This is a genomic window from Candidimonas sp. SYP-B2681, from assembly GCF_003971065.1.
GTDB lineage: Bacteria > Pseudomonadota > Gammaproteobacteria > Burkholderiales > Burkholderiaceae_B > Pollutimonas.
In genome coordinates this window covers 873,955-893,586 of the sequence record NZ_RYDV01000001.1, presented here as the reverse complement: position 1 = coordinate 893,586, position 19,632 = coordinate 873,955, and the positions used below count along the sequence as shown (strand labels likewise).

Annotated in this window: 20 protein-coding genes; 13 read left to right on the top strand and 7 right to left on the bottom strand. The window is 53.8% G+C overall.

Features of this window, described 5'->3' with window-relative positions; genetic code table 11:
• Positions 1-111 precede the first annotated feature (111 nt).
• From EKL30_RS04265 to zwf, 8 genes are all read left to right on the top strand, one after another.
• Positions 112-1,668 (top strand): CoA-acylating methylmalonate-semialdehyde dehydrogenase, encoded by a 1,557-nt coding sequence (locus EKL30_RS04265; protein WP_126706041.1) that lies wholly within the window; start codon positions 112-114, stop codon positions 1,666-1,668.
• Between the two features lie 78 nt (positions 1,669-1,746).
• Positions 1,747-2,772, top strand: a complete 1,026-nt coding sequence (locus tag EKL30_RS04260) for a type I glyceraldehyde-3-phosphate dehydrogenase (protein WP_126705894.1) — start codon at positions 1,747-1,749, stop codon at positions 2,770-2,772.
• A gap of 87 nt (positions 2,773-2,859) precedes the next feature.
• Positions 2,860-4,257: a class II fumarate hydratase gene (fumC, locus tag EKL30_RS04255; protein WP_126705893.1), complete on the top strand. Its 1,398-nt coding sequence runs from the start codon at positions 2,860-2,862 to the stop codon at positions 4,255-4,257.
• Between the two features lie 47 nt (positions 4,258-4,304).
• Positions 4,305-4,688, top strand: coding sequence for a DUF488 domain-containing protein (locus EKL30_RS04250; protein ID WP_126705892.1), 384 nt, complete (start codon positions 4,305-4,307; stop codon positions 4,686-4,688).
• A 120-nt stretch (positions 4,689-4,808) separates the two neighbouring features.
• Positions 4,809-6,173 carry a nodulation protein NfeD gene (locus EKL30_RS04245; protein ID WP_126705891.1) on the top strand — a complete coding sequence of 455 codons (1,365 nt, stop codon included), beginning with the start codon at positions 4,809-4,811 and terminating at the stop codon, positions 6,171-6,173.
• A gap of 13 nt (positions 6,174-6,186) precedes the next feature.
• Positions 6,187-6,945 (top strand): slipin family protein, encoded by a 759-nt coding sequence (locus EKL30_RS04240; protein ID WP_126705890.1) that lies wholly within the window; start codon positions 6,187-6,189, stop codon positions 6,943-6,945.
• Between the two features lie 64 nt (positions 6,946-7,009).
• A complete protein-coding gene (gene gnd / locus EKL30_RS04235) occupies positions 7,010-8,032 on the top strand; it encodes a phosphogluconate dehydrogenase (NAD(+)-dependent, decarboxylating) (protein ID WP_126705889.1) in 1,023 nt (340 codons plus the stop codon).
• A complete protein-coding gene (gene zwf / locus EKL30_RS04230; RefSeq protein WP_233582719.1) occupies positions 8,029-9,429 on the top strand; it encodes a glucose-6-phosphate dehydrogenase in 1,401 nt (466 codons plus the stop codon). The genes gnd and zwf overlap by 4 nt, the downstream gene beginning before the upstream one ends.
• A 34-nt stretch (positions 9,430-9,463) precedes the next feature.
• Here zwf and EKL30_RS04225 read toward each other — a convergent pair whose 3' ends face one another.
• A complete protein-coding gene (locus tag EKL30_RS04225) occupies positions 9,464-9,889 on the bottom strand; it encodes a universal stress protein (protein ID WP_126705888.1) in 426 nt (141 codons plus the stop codon).
• Positions 9,890-10,078: 189 nt separating this feature from the next.
• Between EKL30_RS04225 and EKL30_RS04220 the strand changes: the two genes are divergently transcribed.
• Both EKL30_RS04220 and EKL30_RS04215 read left to right on the top strand, forming a co-directional pair.
• Positions 10,079-11,914 carry a glycoside hydrolase family 15 protein gene (locus EKL30_RS04220; RefSeq protein WP_126705887.1) on the top strand — a complete coding sequence of 612 codons (1,836 nt, stop codon included), beginning with the start codon at positions 10,079-10,081 and terminating at the stop codon, positions 11,912-11,914.
• Positions 11,915-11,961: 47 nt separating this feature from the next.
• A complete protein-coding gene (locus EKL30_RS04215) occupies positions 11,962-12,258 on the top strand; it encodes an acylphosphatase (RefSeq protein WP_126705886.1) in 297 nt (98 codons plus the stop codon).
• Positions 12,259-12,342: 84 nt separating this feature from the next.
• Here EKL30_RS04215 and EKL30_RS04210 read toward each other — a convergent pair whose 3' ends face one another.
• From EKL30_RS04210 to EKL30_RS04185, 6 genes are all read right to left on the bottom strand, one after another.
• Entirely contained in the window at positions 12,343-12,891 is a 549-nt protein-coding gene (locus EKL30_RS04210) for an NADPH-dependent FMN reductase (RefSeq protein WP_126705885.1), read from the bottom strand.
• 76 nt (positions 12,892-12,967) lie between these two features.
• On the bottom strand, positions 12,968-13,291 hold the full coding sequence (locus tag EKL30_RS04205) for a chaperone modulator CbpM (protein ID WP_126705884.1): 324 nt from the start codon (positions 13,289-13,291) through the stop codon (positions 12,968-12,970).
• Positions 13,288-14,235 carry a DnaJ C-terminal domain-containing protein gene (locus EKL30_RS04200; protein WP_126705883.1) on the bottom strand — a complete coding sequence of 316 codons (948 nt, stop codon included), beginning with the start codon at positions 14,233-14,235 and terminating at the stop codon, positions 13,288-13,290. The genes EKL30_RS04205 and EKL30_RS04200 overlap by 4 nt, the downstream gene beginning before the upstream one ends.
• 161 nt (positions 14,236-14,396) lie before the next feature.
• Positions 14,397-14,765: a hypothetical protein gene (locus EKL30_RS04195; protein ID WP_126705882.1), complete on the bottom strand. Its 369-nt coding sequence runs from the start codon at positions 14,763-14,765 to the stop codon at positions 14,397-14,399.
• A gap of 102 nt (positions 14,766-14,867) precedes the next feature.
• A complete protein-coding gene (locus EKL30_RS04190; protein ID WP_158618393.1) occupies positions 14,868-15,545 on the bottom strand; it encodes a GntR family transcriptional regulator in 678 nt (225 codons plus the stop codon).
• The gene (locus EKL30_RS04185; protein WP_126705880.1) at positions 15,538-16,908 is read right to left on the bottom strand and encodes an aspartate aminotransferase family protein; all 1,371 of its coding nucleotides are present in this window, start codon (positions 16,906-16,908) and stop codon (positions 15,538-15,540) included. The genes EKL30_RS04190 and EKL30_RS04185 overlap by 8 nt, the downstream gene beginning before the upstream one ends.
• A 78-nt stretch (positions 16,909-16,986) precedes the next feature.
• Between EKL30_RS04185 and EKL30_RS04180 the strand changes: the two genes are divergently transcribed.
• From EKL30_RS04180 to EKL30_RS04170, 3 genes are all read left to right on the top strand, one after another.
• Positions 16,987-17,919: a glyoxylate/hydroxypyruvate reductase A gene (locus tag EKL30_RS04180; RefSeq protein WP_126705879.1), complete on the top strand. Its 933-nt coding sequence runs from the start codon at positions 16,987-16,989 to the stop codon at positions 17,917-17,919.
• Between the two features lie 133 nt (positions 17,920-18,052).
• Positions 18,053-18,631, top strand: coding sequence for a YSC84-related protein (locus tag EKL30_RS04175; RefSeq protein WP_126705878.1), 579 nt, complete (start codon positions 18,053-18,055; stop codon positions 18,629-18,631).
• A 72-nt stretch (positions 18,632-18,703) separates the two neighbouring features.
• Entirely contained in the window at positions 18,704-19,624 is a 921-nt protein-coding gene (locus EKL30_RS04170; protein ID WP_126705877.1) for a ZIP family metal transporter, read from the top strand.
• Positions 19,625-19,632 lie beyond the last annotated feature (8 nt).

Sequence of the window (19,632 nt, the reverse complement as noted above, 5' to 3'; positions counted from 1 at the left end):
AAACCTGGATTGTTTATTATATTAAACAATGTATCGAGCGGCCCGTTCTTGTAGGGTATCGCGCTACTGCCTATACTTTTTTCATTCACCTCCATATTGAAAGAGATAATGATGAAAGACCAAAATAGCGGAAGCTTCACTGAAGGCGCGGGCAGTACACAGGCGGCCTATATCGATAACGCAGATGTCGCCAACTTCATTAACGGCCAGGTGGTCGCTTCTAGCGGTCAACGTCGCCAGGACGTATTCAATCCGTCCACGGGTCAAGTGGCGCGGCAAGTTATTTTGTCGAATGCACAAGATGTAGACGCCGCGGTGGCGTCAGCCAAGGCGGCGTCGCAGGCATGGGCTGATACAGCGCCAATACGCCGCGCACGTATCATGAACCAGTTTCTGCGCTTGATGAACGAGAACGCCGATACCTTGGCCGCTATGATCACCGCTGAACACGGAAAGGTTTTCACCGATGCCCAAGGCGAAGTTGCCCGCGGTATAGATATCATCGAGTTTGCCTGCGGCATTCCTTCGTTGTTGAAAGGTGATTACACCGAGCAGGTCGCAAACGGCATCGACAACTGGACCATGCGCCAGCCGTTGGGCGTTGTCGCGGGAATCACACCATTCAACTTTCCATGCATGGTGCCATGCTGGATGTTTCCGGTTGCCATTGCTGCCGGGAATAGCTTTATCCTAAAGCCCAGCGAACGCGACCCCAGTGTATCTATCCTTCTCGCGCAGTTGTTCAAACAGGCTGGCTTGCCCGACGGCATTTTCAACGTGGTGCAGGGCGACAAAGTCGTGGTGGACAGGCTGCTTGAGCACCCCGACGTTGCGGCACTGAGCTTTGTCGGATCGACCCCGATCGCGCAGTATATTTACGAGCGCGGCGCTCACTTTGGTAAACGTGTTCAAGCCCTTGGAGGGGCGAAGAACCATATGATCATCATGCCAGATGCCGATATTGAACGCACGGTGGATGCGCTGGTGGGTGCCGCTTACGGCTCGGCCGGCGAACGGTGCATGGCAATTTCAGTGGCGGTCCTGGTGGGCGACGTCGGCAAGAAAATTATCCCCTTGCTGGAGCAGCGCACCCGTGCGCTGAAGATCAAGGATGGCATGAATCTGGGTGCTGAAATGGGGCCGGTGGTTACCAAGGATGCCTTGGCACGCATCGAGAACTACATTGCCAGCGGCGTCGAACAGGGCGCAGAACTATTGGTAGACGGCCGGGGTTATAAGGTCGATGGGCATGAAAATGGATACTACATAGGAGGAACGCTTTTCGACAAGGTTTCGCCGGATATGACGATCTATAAAGAGGAAATTTTTGGTCCGGTCCTGGTATGCGTTCATGTTAATCATTTGGGTGCGGCGGTCGACCTGGTCAACCGTCATGAGTTTGGCAATGGCGTATCGTGTTTTACCAGCGACGGTCATACGGCGCGGGAGTTCGCGCGCCGGATACAAGTTGGTATGGTCGGCGTGAACGTGCCTATACCGGTGCCAATGTCCTGGCATGGGTTTGGGGGTTGGAAGCGCAGCTTGTTTGGCGATATGCATTCATATGGGGAAGAGGGGGTGCGCTTTTACACCAGGCAGAAATCCATCATGCAGCGTTGGCCTGAGAACATCAGCAAGGGCAATGAGTTCATCATGCCCACTATGTAGTCTTCGTTTTTCCAGCGGTCGGCATCATAGAACGTAGTACAGTTATGGATGATTCCTTTTACTGATTGAGTGCGTTACATGAGCCGTCCGATTCGTCTTGCCATCAACGGCTATGGCCGCATCGGCCGTTGTGTCTTGCGGGCCCTCTACGAGTCTCCCCTGAAGGACCATTTCCAGATAGTAGCTATCAATGAACCTGCCGACCTTGCGACGATGGCCTATCTTTCGCAGTTCGATTCTACACATGGGATTTTCCCCGGCAAAGTCGAGCAGGGCGCCGATTGTCTACTTGTGAATGGCAAAACAATTCAAGTCAGCCACGCGCGCAATCCCGAGGAGGTTGACTGGACGAGCCTGAACCTCGACATATTGCTTGAATGTTCGGGCCAATATAGTGCACGGGAAGATATCCAGCGTTTCATTGCTGCCGGCTGCCCAAGGGTTCTGGTTTCGCAACCGGGAAATAGCGCACAAGATGTTGATTTCACGGTGGTGTTTGGCATAAACGATGTCGGTATTTCGGGCAGGGAACTGATTGTCTCGAACGCGTCATGCACAACAAATGCCATTATTCCAGTATTGACCGCCCTGCACGAGGCCTATGGCATAGAACATGCATTCCTGACCACACTGCATTCGGTCATGAACGACCAACCGCTGATCGATGGCTATCATCATGCCGATTTACGCCGGACCCGGTCGGCGATGCAGTCGATCGTACCCGTGGCTACGGGGTTGGCTCAAGGCGTGGAACGGCTGATGCCAGAACTAGCGGGTAAGATCCAGGCCAAAGCGATACGGGTGCCTATACTGAATGTTTCAGCCATCGATCTTATGGTTAAGCTGGGGCAGGATGTGGCGGTAAAAGAATTAAACGCATTGCTGATCGAGTCCACCAATCGCTATCCCGGCTTACTCGCCTATTCAAATAATCCCCATGCGTCGGTAGACTTCAACCATAATCCGCATTCCGCCATTATCGATGGCAGCCAGACGCGCACCAATGGAGATGGTTTCGCTAACTTGTTTGTGTGGTTTGATAACGAGTGGGGCTTTGCCAATCGCATGCTGGACGTCGCCAAAGTGTGGTCGTCACGTTTTTAGCACCTATGCCCGCCGTCACCGACGGGCGTATAGTTGTGGTTCAAGTCCTGACTTTGCTTTTCATGAAGCACGCTTAAGGAGTGAGTTATGGCGGAGACCCGCATCGAGTCCGATTCCATGGGCGAAATCGATGTTCCAGCCTCGCGTTATTGGGGGGCGCAAACCCAGCGTTCGATCCAGAACTTTCCTATCGGAGTCTCGCGTTTCAAGTGGCAGCCGCCCATGATCAGTGCCCTGGGCATCTTAAAGAAAGCTGCTGCGCTGGCAAATAGTGAGCTCGACGAACTGCCTGACAATATCGCTCTGCTTATCGCTGAAGCGGCCGACGAAGTAATTGACGGCAAACTTGACGATGAGTTTCCCCTGGTGGTTTTCCAGACCGGATCCGGCACTCAATCAAACATGAATGCGAACGAGGTGATTGCCAACCGAGCCATCGAGCTGGCTGGTGGCACGCTGGGCAGCAAGACACCAGTGCATCCCAACGATCATGTCAATCGTAGCCAATCTTCTAACGACACCTTTCCCACCGCCATGCACATTGCGGTGGCGCAACAGCTTTCGCGAAAGCTGTTTCCCTCGGTGGGCCAGTTGCGAATCACCTTGGCCGATAAGGCCGAAAAGTTTGCCGATGTTGTCAAAACCGGCCGCACCCATTTGCAGGACGCCACTCCTATTACGCTGGGTCAGGAGATAGGATCTTGGGTGGCCCAGATTGATTTTGCGCTGGATGGAATTCAGGCCGACCTGCCGGGAATATACGACCTTGCCATCGGCGGCACAGCTGTGGGCACCGGGTTGAATTCGCATCCGCGATTTGGCGAGATTGCTGCGGCACGTATTGCGCAGATTACCGGTTTACCGTTCAGATCCGCTGAAAACAAATTTTTTGCCTTATCTGCTCATGATGCGCTGGTTAATTTATCGGCCTCGCTGCGCACCCTCGCCGGCGCGCTTATGAAGATGGCCAACGATGTCAGATGGCTGGCCAGCGGGCCGCGTTGTGGCATCGGAGAGTTAACCATACCCGACAACGAACCGGGCTCGTCCATCATGCCTGGCAAGGTGAATCCTACCCAATGCGAGGCGCTGACCATGGTATGTGTGCAGGTGTTCGGTAACGATGCCGCTACGGCATTCGCCGGTACACAAGGAAACTTTCAGCTGAATGTTTATAAGCCTGTGATGGTTCACAATGTGCTCGAGAGTATCGAGCTACTAAGCGATGCATGCCTGGCCTTCAACGACCATTGTGCTGCGGGGATAGAACCGAACACCTCGCGAATCGCGGAGAACCTGGACAAGAATCTAATGCTGGTCACTGCCTTGAATCGCCATATTGGTTACGACAAAGCAGCTGCCATTGCGAAAAAGGCTCAGAAAGAACAAACCAGTTTGCGGGTGGCGGCCCTGGCTCTGGGATACGTCACTCCCGAAGAATATGACGCCTGGATTGTCCCGATTGATATGACGCATCCCGCATAATCGGCCCGCAGCACCGACAGTCTTTTAAGCAAGCTCGGAGGATCGCCATGAGTCCACATCCTAAATCCAGGCCGAGAGATGTACGTACCAAGCGTGCATACGAAAAAGCCGATGCAGGCGACGGCTATCGGGTCTTCGTTGACAGGTTGTGGCCGCGCGGGATAGCAAAGAACGAATTGACCTTCGACGAGTGGAGTAAAGACCTTGCGCCGAGTCCGCCTTTGCGCAAATGGTTCGGGCACAAGGCAGAGAATTGGAAAAAATTTCGCGAGAGCTATCAGGTAGAACTCAGCACGCCGGAACAAAGACGGCGCATGATGGAACTGATTGAAGCGGCTCAAGGGCAACCCATTACCCTTATCTATGCTGCTAAAGATCCGGATCATAATCATGCCTTGATCTTGGCAGAGGAAATAAACGGCCTATACTGAACTTTATGTGCAGCGTAGCGTGACCGCGGCCTTAAAAGTTGGCTCCGGATGGCTTATGCATGCACGCTAAAAGGCAAACTCGGGCGCTGTTACGGGGGCGTTCTGTCAAAGGAGGCCGACATGACCAAAGCAGGATGGTTCGCTTACAGCGTACTTCTGGGCTTCTTATGTTGTTTGGTGCAACCCTTCAGTCCGGCGATCGCTGCAACTTCAAAGGTCATCGTCGTGGAAGTCGATGGCATCATCAGTCCAGCGACTTCTGATTTTCTGACCCGAAGTCTGAAGCAGGCCGCTGAACAAGACGCCGGCCTGGTGATCATTCAGCTGGATACTCCTGGCGGCCTGGATACTTCAATGCGTTCCATTATCAGGCAAATATTGGCGTCTCCCGTTCCTGTTGCGACCTTTGTCAGCCCGGGAGGCGCGCGCGCAGCAAGTGCCGGGACATTTATTCTTTATGCCAGCCATATAGCAGCCATGACCCCAGCTAGTAATCTGGGGGCTGCATCGCCCGTTTCGATAGGGATACGAGACCCAACCGATAAACCAGACTCGGATTCCGGCAAGAAAGCCGCAGGCGACACCATGACCCAGAAAGTCACGAACGACGCAGCGGCTTACATTCGTAGCCTCGCCCAACTGCGAGGACGAAATGCGGAGTTTGCCGAGAAAGCGGTCCTGGAGGCCACTAGTCTGTCCGCTAACGAAGCACTGAAAGCTGGTGCCATTGATATCATTGCGGTGAATATCGATGAACTGCTACAGAAACTGGACGGCCGATCGGTTCGGCTGGACAACGGCACAACGGTTAGCTTGAATACCGCTAACTCAGAGATCGTCCAGATTGTGCCGGACTGGCGTACCGAAATCCTAGCCCTATTGGCCAATCCGCAGGTGGCAATCGTCTTGATGATGATCGGAATTTATGGTTTATTTTTTGAACTGACGAGCCCCGGGATCGCTTTGCCAGGTGTAGCGGGGTTGATTTGTCTGTTACTGGGCCTGTACGCTTTTCAACTACTGCCCGTCAATTGGGCAGGCGTGGCGCTTATGGCGGCGGGCACCGGCATGATGATCGCCGAAGCATTCCTGCCCAGTTTCGGCATGCTCGGCATAGGCGGCGTCATTGCCTTTATCTTGGGCGGGCTATTCCTCACGGACACCGGCATACCGCAGTTCGACTTGTCGATTCCTTTTCTGATTGGTTTTGCCATTTCCAGCGCGCTTCTTATTATGTTGATAGGCACAGTGGCGGCTCGTGCCCATAAACATAAAGTGGTTAGCGGGCGCGAAGAGATGCTGGGCATGGACGGCGTTGTCAGCAGCGTTGTCGACGGAATGATATACGCAGAGATGCATGGTGAAAGCTGGCGCGTTCGGTGCAACGAACCGTTGTCGCCCGGGGACCGCATACGCGTCGTCGCTATGGACGGTCTGATTTTGCAGGTAACCCGCAGCGGGCCGGCTGCTATCACGCGATATTAATGGGGGGCTCACCATGTTTTACAGCTTCAATATTGTCCTGGGCGTTATTCTGGTTGTGTTGTTTCTGGTGGTATTCAATGCCATCAAGATTCTGCGCGAATATCAGCGAGGAGTTATCTTCACACTTGGTAGATTCACCAAGGTAAAGGGTCCGGGCTTGATATTTGTGATTCCAGTCATCCAGCAAATGGTGCGCGTGGATCTTCGCGTCGTAACCATGGACGTCCCCAGCCAGGACGTTATATCGCGCGATAACGTGTCGGTAAAGGTTAACGCTGTGCTCTATTTTCGTGTGGTCGCACCTGATAAGGCCATTATCCAGGTCGAACGCTACCTTGAAGCCACAAGCCAGTTGGCGCAGACGACTTTGCGTGCTGTGCTTGGCAAGCATGAATTGGATGAAATGCTGTCAGAACGTGAGAAGCTGAATCTCGATATACAACAAATTCTCGATGCTCAAACGGATTCGTGGGGAATCAAAGTCACGAATGTCGAGATCAAGCACATAGACCTGAACGAAAATATGGTTCGTGCCATTGCACGGCAAGCTGAGGCCGAACGTGAGCGTCGTGCCAAAGTGATTCATGCCGAAGGTGAAAAGCAAGCTGCACAATCACTCATGGAGGCTGCTGAAATCCTAGCGACGCAACCGTCGGCAATGCAGCTGCGTTACTTGCAAACCTTGACGCAGGTGGCGGGCGATAAAAGCTCGACGCTGGTATTTCCTATACCGGTCGATTTATTGTCGTCGTTGATGGGCAAGAAGACGTAATCCCCAAGACAGCAGATTGTTGCGGCGCCTTATAGGGTAAGGTTTCAGCTTTTGGAGAAATGTAATGCAGATCGGGATGGTGGGTTTGGGTCGAATGGGCAGTAATATGGTGCAGCGCTTATTGAAAAAAGGGCATCAGTGCGCGGTATACGACAGCCATGCGGCGGCAGCCGAGACGCTGACTGACATGGGCGCCATCGCCTGCGCGAAGCTCGAAGACCTAGTGGCGAGCCTGCCCCAGCCAAGGGCCATATGGCTGATGGTACCGGCCGCAGTGGTTGACGGTGTATTGGACAATCTCGCGCCCTTGCTTGACGAGGGCGATATCGTGATTGATGGCGGCAATTCGTCGTACCACGATGATATTCGCCGTGCTCGGGTCCTCGAAACAAAAGGCATACACTACCTTGATATTGGAACCAGCGGCGGCGTAGCGGGCCTTGAGCGCGGGTATTGTTTGATGATAGGTGGCGAGCACGATACCTTTACGTATCTTGAGCCTATTTTTGCCGCCTTGGCTCCGGGGCCCGATACAGCGCCTCTTACCTATGGACGAACCGCTAGCACGGCAGATCTCGGTTACCTGCACTGTGGCGCACATGGCGCTGGCCATTTCGTCAAAATGATACATAACGGTATCGAGTACGGAATTATGGCCGCCTACGCAGAGGGCCTTAATATTTTGCATAAGGCCAATATTGGCCAGCACAGTCGCAGCGCCGATGCTGAAACCACGCCGTTGCGCAACCCTGAGCATTATCAATACGACCTTGATGTGCCCGAAATTACCGAACTATGGCGGCGCGGTAGCGTAATTGGTTCATGGCTTCTGGATTTGACCGCACAAGCGTTGCAGGGAAATCCTGAGCTCGACAACTATACCGGCCATGTGTCCGATTCAGGAGAAGGGCGCTGGGCCTTGGCTGCCGCAGTCGATCAAGGTGTTCCCACACCGGTGCTCAGTGCTGCGCTCTTTTCACGGTTCGAGTCTCGTGGGAATGCGGACTACGCCAATCGTGTTTTGTCGGCCATGAGAAAACAATTCGGCGGCCACATCGAGAAACCAAAAGGAGGCGCCATAGCGTGACGCAAACCGACCCGAACCCGGCCAAATCGGATGCTTTGGTGTTGTTTGGCATGACCGGTGATCTCGCTTACCGGAAAATCTTTCCATCACTGTATGACATGGTCAAAAACGGTACGCTCAGGGTTCCGGTCGTGGGCGTAGCTTCATCGGAGTTGACAAGGGCGCAATTGCGAAAACGTATAGCTCAAAGCATCTGCCAAGCCGGGAAGATCGACGACAAATCCGCATTCGATCGTTTACTCGAACTTACCCGCTATGTAAGTGGCGACTATACCGATCCTCAGACCTACGCCCGTTTAAAGCAGGCCCTGGGCGGGGCACTTCACCCGGTGCATTACCTGGCCATACCTCCGTCCTTGTTTTCCACCGTCATTCAGAGTCTGTCCGCTTCCGGGCTGGCCTCTGGCGCACGGGTAATAGTCGAGAAACCCTTTGGCCGCGACTTGGCGTCGGCACGCCAGCTTAACGCGATAGCCTGCTCGGTTTTTCCTGAAGACGCTATCTTTCGCATCGATCACTTTCTGGGCAAGGAAGCGATCATGAACATTCTTTATTTCCGCTTTGCCAATTCGTTTCTCGAGCCCATCTGGAATCGAGACCATGTGGAGAGTGTGCAAATCACGCTATCTGAAACGTTTGGCGTGGGCAATCGCGGGGCATTCTACGAAAGTGCAGGATGCTTGCGCGACGTTATACAGAACCATTTATTTCAGATCGTCGCCTTGCTGGCGATGGAGCCGCCTGCTTATCAAGGATATGCAGCGGTTCATGCCGAAAAAGCCAAGGTCTTTCAAGCCATGCGGCAAGTCCAGGCGGACGACCTTGTGCGTGGGCAATACGAGGGATATCGGCATGAACCGCATGTGAGTCAGAGCTCGGATGTGGAGACCTATTGTGCGCTGCGTTTGTTTATTGATTCGTGGCGGTGGGCGGGTGTGCCGTGGTTATTGCGCTCAGGTAAATACCTGGCTCAAGATGCTGCCGAGGTGCTGGTGCAGCTTAAAGCGCCGCCACAGCAGCTATTCACTGATTCCAGACCCGTTGACGAACGGGCAAACTATATTCGTTTTCGCTTGTCGCCTAGATCGGCGGTGGCCTTGGCGGCGAGGGTCAAGCGTTCTGGCAAGGAGTTCGTTGGCGAGCAACGCGAGCTGTTCCTTCTTGATGTGGAAGGGACTGACGATATGCCCTATAGCCGTTTGCTGGCAGACGCCCTGACCGGAGACAGAGCATTGTTTACCAGTGAAAAAGCGATTGAGGCCGCCTGGACCGTGCTTGATGCGGTATTGCGCGATCACCATAAAACGGTGCCATACCGGCCGGGCAGCTGGGGTCCAGGCAAGGCGGATGACCTTGTCGCCGACTATGGCGGTTGGCATAACCCCGCACCGGCCTGACTGCGCATTCAGCAGACCAACGCTGGGATATTGCTTATTTGATCAACGTTACAGGTATGTCGACCAGGCTAAGAACCTTGGTGGCGACAGATCCTACGACGAATCCGGCAACTGAACCAAGGCCGCGCGTACCCATGATGATGAAGTCGCATTCTTTCTTCTTTGCGTACTCGGCAATGGTTGGCGCCACATGGCCCACTGCGACTTCCTCGGTATACGGCAGGCCAGCTTCGTCTAGCAGGGCCTTGGCGGGAAGCAGTGCGTTGCGGCCTTCGTCCTGATAGTAATCATTGAGGGCTTCAGGAGAAAAGAAGCGTTTGACGTTCCCCGAAACGATAGGGGGATGCACCGTCAGCAAATGCAAAGTGGCACCACCGAATTCGTTGGTAGCGTTGATGGCAGCTTTGACAGCGCGAGTGGATGATTCAGACCCGTCTACCGGTATAAGTATTGTTCTCATGGATGCCTCATTGGGAGTTATTTGAGCAACGCGTCTGTGCTGCATGAGTGGCATAACAGAGGCGGCTGCTTTATATTAGAAGACACAGTAATACGTGGCTTGATCTAAATCAAGAAACACGGTCAACCTGGCGATTTAGCTGTTCAGAAACCCTGCTACTCAGGGCAGCGTCATTTTACATGGATAGTTATGGCAACCCGGATCGAAGACTACGCCTTGATAGGAAATTGTCGAACGGCCGCGCTGGTCTCTAAAGAAGGTTCTATAGACTGGCTGTGTTTTCCCCGCTTCGATGCCGGTGCCTGTTTTGCCGCGTTGTTGGGGACTCCTGAGAATGGTCGCTGGCAAATAGCCCCTGCTGCACCAGTGCGCAATATTACCCGGGCGTATCGTGACGGCACGTTGATCCTTGAAACGACGTTCACCACTGACGATGGCGTTGCGACCCTTATCGATTTCATGCCTTCCACTTTTACCCATTCAAGCGTGGTCCGGATGGTGGTGGGGCTAAAGGGGGTGGTGCGTTTCGATATGGACCTGCTTATTCGTTTCGACTACGGGCGCAGCGTTCCTTGGGTAGAAACGCATCACACCCAAACATTGACCGCCGTGGCGGGACCCGAACTGTTGGTATTGCGCTGCGCGACTCCCCTTGAAGGACACGGCGAGAAAACCACCTCCAGCTTCACGGTGACGGAAGGCGAGCATCAGCTCTTTACGCTTTCGCACCAACCCTCACATGAAAGGGTGGCGGACCCTTTCGATGCTGCGGCGGCACTCGCTGAAACCGAATACTTCTGGCACGAATTCTCCAGTCGATGTCCAGATGTCGGCCGATGGTCCGGGCTGGTAAAGCGATCGCTTCTGACCCTGAAGGCGCTCACCTATCTGCCTACGGGCGGTATTGTGGCCGCAGTAACCACCTCGCTGCCTGAAAAATTGGGCGGCCAACGCAACTGGGATTATCGCTATTGTTGGCTGCGCGATGCGACCATGACCTTGCTCGCGTTCATGAGCCTGGGCTATTTCGAAGAGGCGCGGTCGTGGCGGGACTGGCTTTCAAGATCTGTGGCGGGCAATGCAGATCAAATGCAAATCATGTACGGTCTGGGCGGGGAACGCCGATTACCGGAATACGAACTGCCTTGGCTGCCGGGTTACGAAAATTCGCAGCCAGTCCGCATAGGAAACGCTGCGGCGAAACAGACCCAGCTCGACGTATATGGCGAGGTGGCCGACGCCATGGCACAGGCAATTGAGGGCCATTTGCCACCCCATCCACGCATCGAAGCCATCGCCGAGGTTATCGTTCCATTTCTTGAAAAAGCCTGGCGGGAACCCGATGAAGGAATCTGGGAAATTCGTGCGGCCAAACAGCATTTTACTCATTCAAAGGTGATGGCTTGGGTCGCATTTGACCGTATATCCATTGTGGCAGGATCAATGAAAAACGGCCGCGAGTTTTCAGACAATTGCCGACGCATTGCCGATGAGATTCATGCCGAGGTTTGCGCCCAGGGATTCAATGCGGAACTGGGCAGCTTTGTGCAGCATTACGGTTCTACATGTCTGGACGCGAGTCTATTGCAAATAGCCTTAACAGGGTTCTTGCCTCCCGAAGACCCACGCGTATTGGGAACCGTGGCAGCGATTGAAAAACGCCTTATGCGCGACGGTTTGCTATTGCGTTACGACAGCGAGGCGCGACTGGATGGCCTGCCTCCAGGGGAAGGGACCTTTCTGGTATGTTCTTTCTGGTTGGCGGACGTATACGTGCTGTTGGGACGCGACGACGATGCGCGCGCGCTATTCGAACGCCTGGCCAGTTTGTGCAACGATGTCGGTTTGCTGGCCGAGCAATACGATCCACATGAGCGTCGCATGCTGGGCAACTTTCCCCAGGCGTTCAGCCATGTGGGTATCATTAATACCGCACTTAACCTCTATCGTACAAAAGCCCCGGCACAAAAACGTGCTCACCCAGAACCTGCGGCTCAAGCCAGCCTGTTCAACAATAATTCCTGAGCAGTGTACGTGCCATAATTACGGTCGCTAATAACGGGTTCATACCTATGAAAAAGCTACATCGCGATAAGCACATGGACACGATCCGGGTAAAAATAACGGGCCGCGTGCAGGGAGTGGGCTTTCGCATTGCCACCGTGCGCCATGCTCACCTGATAGGCGTGACGGGTTGGGTCCGTAATGCCGACGACGGGTCCGTCGAAGCGTTGCTTCAAGGTCCCCACGACCAGGTGGATAGAATGCTGTCATGGTTGCATGTGGGGCCGCCGGGCGCCCGCGTTCGTGATGTGACCAGCCATGAAGAGATCACGGAGCGGTATTTTGATCACTTTGAACAGTTTTGATGTTGATCGTGTAACTGGCGCCGGCGTTAGCCGACTTTACTTGGATGCAACCTCCGGGCGAGTGCAGTTGCCGACTTGAAAATCTTATGCATGCTTTTGTACCCAGGCAACATACGCATCCATCCAGCCCTGCAGAAATTCTCTGCTACCGCCACCAATGTTTCCGGCATCGTCAAACAAACCTTCCTTCGCATGGATGAATGCTTCAGGCTGCCCCAGTGTGGGAACGTCAAGATAGGCAAGGATGGTGCGCAGGTTTTGTTGTGCCACAGCAGTGCCAATAGTTCCGACCGATGCGCCAATGACGCCGGCTGGTTTGCCTGCCCAAGCGCTATGGCCATAAGGTCGGGATGCATTGTCAAGCGCGTTCTTCAATACGCCGGGAATGGAGCGGTTGTATTCTGGCGTGACAAATAGGAGGCCTTGCGATGCCGAGATTTCGCTTTTGAGCCGTTGAACCGATGGGGCCTGATTGGCATCGTCGTCCTGGTTATACAGGGGCAAATCGCCAATCTCCAATTGTTTGAAGGAGAACTCGGGCGGTGCCAGCTTGACTAAGGCGTTAGCTAACTTGCGGTTATACGAATCTTTACGAAGGCTGCCGATAATCACTGCAATTTGGTATTGGCTCATAGTTGGCTCCGGAGAAAATTAGGATGGCAAGGGTAGGGCGGATCGACCCTATAACAGCGACGGTCGATCTGAAACTTCATGGGTTCTTGGCGAATTTTGCCCGCAATTCATGTAGCTCGGACTGTAGCGCTTCTATTCGCTGCAATAGATTGACTGCTAATGCAAGGCCTTCCGAGTCGAGTTCGAAGTCGTCCCGCAGTCGGCGCGCCGTTCGAGCCAGCACAATGCAGCTTACAGGAAAGGAATAATTGGCCGGGTCGTCGTTAGCGGGCTTGATGACGCCGGCATCGATGAGATCTAACAGATTATCATTGGTCAGGCCGGAGACCTGCACCAGATGCTCAAACGAACACATGTCGTTCGCATCCAGCCATACGCTTTCCGTGATATGAATAATCATGAGACAGCTCCTGCGTACAGGCGTGCGCGAGGATCGAATTTTGATGCTTTGGCAAGTTCTGAGAACAATTCACGTTCACGTGCGGTCAGTGTCTTTGGCACTTCTATGCGCACAACCGCATACAGATCGCCCTGGACGCCGTTCGCCGCGGGAAGGCCACGTTTGTTCAGCCGTAGTTTCCGGTCCGAGACGGTACCGGGCGGTATCGTCATCTCTACCGGGCCGCCAAGCGTGGGTATTTTTACTTTGGCGCCCAATGCCGCCTCCCAAGGCGTGAGCGGTAAGTCTATGTACAGATCATTGCCACTTACTCGGTAAAGCTTGTGAGGCTCTATGCTCATAACAATATACAGGTCGCCAGACTTGCCTCCGCGCAAGCCGGATCCGCCCTTTTCTGGTAAGCGTAAGCGCTGTCCGTCAGAGGCGCCTTTAGGGATGTGAATCCGGAAGGTTCTTGGGCCTCGGTGCAGGAGCCCATTTACATCGTACTCGGGTACCGATACGGTGATTTCGGTTTCGGCGCCGCGATATATCTGCTCGAGCGTTACCGTAACCTGGACTTCATAATCAGGGCCCTTAGTAGGGGGCGGCGCTCGCCCACGCCGTTCCGCGTGTTGCGCTGCAGCAAACGCTGCGAGTAAGTCAGAAAGGTCGACATCTGAAAAATCAGCAGCGTTTTCGTGAAAATGTTGTTGCCATTGGCGCGGCGGAACAAATTCTTCGCCTTGGGAGTGGCGACCTAGTTCATCGTATGCAGCACGCTTCTCGGGGTCTTTGAGCGTTGCATAGGCCTCAGCGATATCCTTGAATTTTTCTTCAGAATTATCCCCTTTGGAGACGTCAGGGTGATACTTATGGGCCAGTTTGCGGTAGGCCTTCTTTATGTCCGCGAGTGAGGCGTTGCGTTCAACACCCAGAACTTTGTAGTAATCAACGTATTTCATCAGTTTCCTGAAAAAGCCTAATTACCCACACCAGTCAGAGTGTCAATGAGCCTGTGCGTTCTGTCAATAGAACCTTTGTGGGCGCCGCCGGCGCAGCTATGCTCTCGCATAACGCGCCGGCGGCGGATTCCATGAACCAATGAAGTAGGTATGCCGAAATTTTATTGGTTGTAGCGTGTTTTCGCGTTTGCTACACATTGATCCTTCGCATCGCCGGACAATGCATCGCACTTTTCCTTTGCGACTTTATATTCGGCTTCCATTTTTTCTTTATTGGCATCGTGGCGGCTCTCTGCATTCTCTTTGGCTTGTTTGGCATCAGCCTTTTGTTCCTCTCGCGTTGCCTTGGCCTGTTTCTGGCACACATCTTTATCGTTGCCTTTCATACTATCGCAACGCTTCATGTCGGCATCGTATCTTGCGTTGATTTGTTCTTTGGTCATCGCTGGTGTGCCGGCGGTTTGCGCCTGAACTGAGACCACAGCGGCACAAAGTGCAAGGGCGCTGAATATCGGTGCGAATTTTCTCATTTACATCTCCTGAAGTGGCTTAAGCGTCCGGACGCGCTTGACGAATGTGTAACTGCGTCGGAGGCATATCAGCTTCAGCAACTGGTGTGCCTGCTATGGCTTTTACAGGTCGACAAGCGAGCCGAAACTATCGAGAATGTCTTCAGCTAACGCTTGTTGAGCTGCTGCCAAATCACGGGCGATGAGCGCGTCGAGTATTTTGCGATGGACAGGAAGAGTCAGATGAAGTTGCTGTAGTTCTTGGGAAGTCAGTTTAATGGCTGGCCCGAGGCGCAACCACAAGGGCTCGATGATGCCTGTAAGGACAGGCGACGCAGCCAAGTGCACGATGTGCAGGTGGAAGTAGGCATTGGCTCGCAAGAAGTGATGAAGGTTGTTCTGACGAGCAGCTTTTTCCATTTTCCGAAAATGTACACCAAGACCGGCAATACTGGCGTCATCTGCATATTGCACTGCTCGGACGAGCGCCAACCCTTCGAGCGTTAGCCGGATATCTCGGATATCGGCAAGCTCGCGTGTCGATAGGTGCGGAACGCATAAAGTCCGTTTGCCGACCAGAACGCCTAGAGCGGCCAGGCGCTGCAATGCATCCCGTACCGGCATGGGACTGGTGCCCATGGCTTCAGATAACTTGCGTATTACCAGGGGTTCACCTGGGCGCAACTCCCCGGTGATCAGCTTTTCTGTTATTTGCCGGTATACCTGTTCCTGCAATAGAGCAGGGGTATCCAGACTTGCGAACTGGTCATTGACCATGGCTGCTACGGTCTTATCAGGCAACGTGTGTCCGTTGTACATCGTCCAGGGTCTTGTGAAAACGCTCGACCATATCGCCGACCTGTGCAGGGGTGATGATAAGTGGAGGACAGAAAGCGATGGTGTCCTGAATGGCGCGGATGATCAAACCATTGTTATGAGCTTGCTCGTAAACGGCCGCGCCCACTTTTCCTAACGGTTCAAAAGGCTGTCGGCTTTGCTTATCGGCGACCAGTTCGACTCCCGCAATAAGACCCATACCGCGAACCTCGCCGACTAGCGGATGATCAGCAAGTTCGCGCAAGGCTTTCTGCATGATAAGGCCGGTGCTGGCCGCATTTTCGATCAGGTTACGCTCTTCAATGATATTCAGATTCTCGATGGCCACTGCTGCTGCCACCGGATGGCCGCTGGTCGTATAGCCATGGCCGAAGGTGCCTAATGTTCCGCTATGGCTGGCAATGATGGATGCCACCGGAGGGCTAAGTAAAACGGCAGCCAGTGGCTGATACGACGAGGTTATTTGTTTGGAGAGGACCATGATGTCGGGTTCGATGTCGAATGCGTCCGACCCGAACAGCGTGCCTAGGCGTCCGAACCCGGTAATAACTTCGTCTGCAATGATCAGAAGGTCGTATTTTCGGCAAACGGCCTGAATCTTGGACCAATAACTGCGCGGCGGCATAATGACGCCGCCAGCACCCATGACGGGTTCGCCGATAAAAGCCGCGACGGTTTCCGGACCCTCTTGAAGGATAAGTGCTTCGAGGTCGGCCGCCATTCGAGTGGCAAAGTCTTCTTCGGATTCACCCGGGAGCCCCTCTCGATAGAAATGAGGGCAACTCGTGTGTTTCATTTGGGGTAAGGGCAGGTCGAAATCACGATGATTGCCTGGCAACCCCGTCATACTGGCAGACGCAACCGTTACGCCGTGGTAGCCACGTTTGCGCGAGATGATTTTTTTCTTATTCGGGCGTTGCTGAGCATTGTTGTAGTACCACACCAGTTTGACAACGGTATCGTTTGCTTCGGAGCCCGAGTTCGTAAAAAACGCGGTCGACATCCGGCCCTGTGTGTATTCGACGAGCTTTTCGGCAAGTTCGATAGAAGGAGAGTGCGACTTGTGCGTGAAGGTGTGGTAATAAGGCAGTTTCTGCATTTGCCGGGTCGCCGCTTCGACTAGCCTCGGTTCGCCGAATCCCACTGCCACGCTCCAAAGCCCCGCCATCGCCTCAAGGTATTTATTTCCCTGGTCGTCGAAAATGTAGATACCTTCGCCACGCTCGATAATGCGCGGCCCGATTTTCTGATGGGTAACAGCGTTCGTATACGAATGCAGCTGATAATTAATATCGCGGCTTTGGGCAGGTGATAGTGTCGTCGGCATAGGAATCCCGCAAGTGGAAAAAGTTTGATATATCATATATTGAAAGCCCTTATTTGACTCTTATACTGGCCACTCGAAGTGAAGATTATTTTTGCCTCTGCGCACGACACCGATTCTGAACCATGGATAAAGCCTTTGCAGGCACTGGTTCCGACTGCCGAATTTCAAAACTGGGACGAGCACGGCCCAACCATTGGAGCCCAGCTTGCTGTTGTGTGGAATCCACCAGCCGATATTTTTCTACGCGAATCCAAGCTCGAGGCAATTTTTAATTTGGGTGCGGGTGTAGATGCGCTGTTCCGCTTGCCTGGGCTAAAAGACGATACGCCTATCGTGCGCTTGGAAGATGCCGGCATGGCCGTTCAAATGGCCGAGTACGCTGCGTACGCCTTACTGCGCGCCTCGCGCCAGTTCGACGCTTACGAAGCATTGCAGAATACCCAATTCTGGACTCCGCAACCTGATATCGATAGAAGAAAATGGCCCGTAGGCGTTATGGGGATGGGGGTTATGGGCGCTCGGGTTGCCCAGACGTTAGCCTCGTTCAATTATCCTGTTGCGGGGTGGTCGCGTAGTGGCAACGACCTGCCAGGCATCGCGCAATTTGTCGGCCGGCATCAGCTGAGCGCATTTCTGGGTCGCACCAGGGTACTGATCAATACCTTACCGCTCACCGACGAAACGCGCGGCATATTGTCGCGTCAGAATTTGCTTGAATTGCAGCCGCATGCGCATATCGTCAACGTGGGGCGCGGTGAGCATTTAATCGAAGAGGACCTTTTGGCACTTCTGGATTCGGGTCATATTCAGGGCGCAACATTAGATGTTTTCCGGCAAGAACCTCTGCCGCAAGACCATCCGTTCTGGAGACACCCCCGTATAACCCTTACGCCTCATGTGGCCGCAGCGAGTCTGCGCGAAGAATCCATCGAGCAGGTGGCCGAAAAAATAAATCGTTATTTGCGCGGCGAACCGCTGACTGGTGTTGTGGCACGCAGCAAAGGCTATTGAGCCTATGTTCTCCTGGCTCTATAGGCACAAAGCTTGCTGTAGAGCCTGACGTAAGCAGACCGAGCTGAGTACGCCGGCCGCTTTTAGCGGAGCCTATCGTCAATAACGTTTTATCGATGTTACGGAGAACCATATGAAAAAAAGGGAATTCTTATTCGGATCAGCGTTGTCATTGGGCGCGACAGCGTTGCTATTGTCAGGTTGCACTACGACCCCGACGTCTACCACGCCAAAAGGCGCCGCCAAGCAGCAGAAAATTGATGGCGATGTGAACATCACGCTGGAACGCCTTTTCAACACGGTAGGAGGGTCGCGTGAACTGGTCAATAAAGCTCGCGGCGTACTGGTATTTCCATCGGTATTGGCAGCCGGATTTATCGTGGGTGGGCAGTATGGCGAGGGCGCTTTGCGGGTTCACGAAAAAACAGTCGGCTACTACAGTACTGTGACCGGTTCGTTCGGATTTCAGATAGGCGCGCAATCGAAGGCTATTATTTTCTTATTCATGACGCAAGAAGCTTTGGATAAGTTCAGGGCGAGCCAAGGATGGACCGTCGGCGTTGACGCTTCCGTTGCCCTAATCAAGGTGGGCGCCAACGGGATGGTGGATTTCAATACTGCCACACAACCCGTAAGCGTTTTTGTCATGACAAATCAAGGGCTGATGGCCAATCTGAATCTTGAGGGCACTAAAATCACTAAATTAGAATAGAGACCAATTCAGGAATTCAGTCTGTCATATACTCCAGTGTCTTGTTCCGCTACATAAGATCACCGGGATAATATGCAGACAGCGACGCAAACGTTACGCCGTGCATGGATTGCCCAGGCACGGAAGACTCCCTTCGTGGCATTGGGCCTAGGCGCGGCCACGGTGGGCATGGTCTGGCTTGTACTGGCAGGTGGATACAATGCCTTGGCCAGCGTAGACCATACCAACCTGCACTATGCGGCCCTGGGCGGCGCGGCCGGTTTCGGGGCAACAGCATTGGGGGCCTTATTGGCCAGCGGGCTGCGAAACATCTCGGTTCGTACCCAAGACACGATGCTAGGTTTCGCGGCTGGCATGATGCTCGCAGCCAGCTCGTTTTCCTTGATTTTACCCGGACTTGATGCGGGTAAAACATTGACTAATAGTGGTCCCGGTGGCGCACTTGTGGTCGTATTAGGATTGACTCTTGGCGTGCTGCTTATGCTGGGTCTGGACTACTTCACTCCGCACAGGCATGAAAGTACGGGCCCGCGCGGACCCGCCACAGATCGGCTCAACGGCGTTTGGCTATTTGTGCTTGCCATAGTCCTGCATAATCTGCCGGAGGGCATGGCGATAGGGGTAAGCTTTTCCAAAGGCGACATGGACGTCGGCCTGCCTTTGACCGCCGCTATTGCAATTCAGGATATCCCTGAAGGGCTCGCGGTGGCATTGGCCTTACGTGCCGGGGGCTTATCCACCACGCGGGCCATTTTGATTGCGATGGCTTCGGGCGTGATGGAACCTATCGGAGCACTGGTCGGAATCGGTATATCCAGTGGTCTTGCACTGGGCTATCCCATTAGCCTGGGCCTCGCGGCAGGAGCAATGATCTTTGTCGTGTCCCATGAAGTCATTCCGGAGACTCATCGCAATGGCCATCAAACTCCCGCCACGATTGGTTTGATGGCGGGCTTTTGCGTGATGATGTTCCTGGATACCGCGCTGGGATAAATGTGCCA